The organism is Photobacterium pectinilyticum, from assembly GCF_024357955.1.
Lineage (GTDB): Bacteria > Pseudomonadota > Gammaproteobacteria > Enterobacterales > Vibrionaceae > Photobacterium > Photobacterium pectinilyticum.
Genome location: NZ_JANEYT010000165.1, coordinates 1 through 2043, shown reverse-complemented (window position 1 = coordinate 2043; position 2043 = coordinate 1). Strand labels below are relative to the sequence as shown.

1 protein-coding gene is annotated in these 2043 nt (G+C 41.9%); it reads right to left on the bottom strand.

What is annotated here, in order from left to right; genetic code table 11:
* Positions 1-281: 281 nt before the first annotated feature.
* The gene (locus NHN17_RS25635; protein ID WP_255045503.1) at positions 282-1895 is read right to left on the bottom strand and encodes a fimbria/pilus outer membrane usher protein; all 1614 of its coding nucleotides are present in this window, start codon (positions 1893-1895) and stop codon (positions 282-284) included.
* Positions 1896-2043 lie beyond the last annotated feature (148 nt).

Below are 2043 nucleotides of genomic sequence, written 5' to 3'. Positions count from 1 at the left end.
TTACTGCTCGCCAGCCTTATCCAAACGTATTTAGCTTGTAACCCCTAAATCAAGTACCTACTGGTGAACGCTTACGAACTTTCGACTTCAACATAAGCTTTTACCCATGCTGATTCGCCAAAGTTGGGTCTAATTGACGAGTCTTCATCAATAAACCTAACCGTCCAACTCCCTGTACAATCGTCATTAGCATGTGAAAACAACGGTAAACATATAAATATTAACCAATACCATTTTTTCATATCCTTTCCCCATATTGCCTTTATATTGAAAACCCATTTTTATAATGACATGCCCATAGCCTTATCATAATCAATGATGAAACTGTCCATATTCGGTACAAAGATCTCTTGGCCAGGATGGATAATATTACCGTCATCGAGCTCATTTACGCTCACAACATAGTCGCTCAAAGAGAGTGTTAAACGGTGCTTTTCAACAGTTGAAAAATCAAACCCATTATTCTGCTTAGCCCGCTTTACCTCAGCGTAGGTGTATCGCCAAATAGAATCACCGGGCCGAACAAGTATATTTCTTCCTACGGATGGCGTTTCTTCATTCGTTTTATCGTCCTTCTCATCAGAGCTCTCTTCGACCACTTCAAATTGCTGCACTTCAGGATCTGATAAAATGATTGGGTCTAAGTAAACAAGCGGATCCTCTGCTTCTTCAAGAATAAAAGAAGCTCGAACTGATGGATCGGTATTTTGATGGATGATGTAATTTCCAGGCTGCATACCTTCCACCACAAAACGACCATTACGATTGGTAAAGGTCGAATATCGGCCATTTTCACCAACAATATTAAAACTTTTCAATGCAACAGCAGCGGATGACGGATCCTGCAAGCGACCAATAACAGTGTAAACCGCATCGGAACCAATATGAATCACATGCCCCGTCAAGCTACCTGGCACAATAGAATGAAAATGATCACCATAATCTAAACCAGGAGGCGCATCAGGAATATCGACATTAACTTGATTATTGGTAAAGGCGCGATTAAGCCCAACAACAGCAGGTAACTGATGGGTAGCAATCGCATTAGGGTTATAACCTTCAAATCCATTAACCTCTACATCCAACCCTTCCAAAGATTGATGTGCCGATACAATAGCGAATGGGCCAACAGGGTCACTACCCACACCAAATCGCCCGCCGGCAAAACCAACTGTTGTCGACAAATAAACCGATGCAGCGAACTCATCGTCAGAAGAGCTATCACTATACCTTGATACAATGGCATTGCCACGCCACCGGTTAGCCACGTAATCAATATTGCCACTTTGACGATCATAATCATCGCGACGTTCCGCAGAGAGGCGGTAACCCAGCCCACCGATGCCATAATCACTGGTACGGGAGAAGTCAGCAGCCACTCTATTATCATCAGTGTCATACCTTAATGATGATGAATAACGTCGGGTATCAGAAAACCAATCCCAACTCAGGCTTAGGTTAACAGTATATTCATCAATATCAGAACGTGATTCAGAACTATATTCTCCCCGCAATCCAATGACAAAATAGTTATTTCTATCGCCAAAGGAGTAATTGGCATTAGCAAAGTAAGTATCATATTGCTCTGCGCCTTCATAGTTACTTAAACGAGCACCTATTGAAAAATCAAGAGCATCACTAGGATAAGTAGAATAGTCAATATAAGTAGTATAACCATCTCGTTGACCACCACTTACCCAAGGTATTGATGAAAATTTATTTTGGTATTCATAACCAACTCGTAAATTTGCCGCGCTGCTATTTCCACTCCCAAACACGGATTGTTCATAGTCAATAGAGCCGATATAACCATTACGGTATTCATTCTCACGATAGTAACCATAGGTTAACCTAAGAGAAATGTTACCCAAGAAGTTGCCGGTAACAGCAGACACTCCCAAAAGGCCACCATTATCGGAAGCTAGACCATTTACCCCTGCGGTTAATTGCTCTGTTAATCCATACTCCTGAATTCAGATAATAAGTGCGACACTCATGGGAAGGTGTAAAAGAGGAAGCCAACTGCCGAAAGTGGTACGCTCT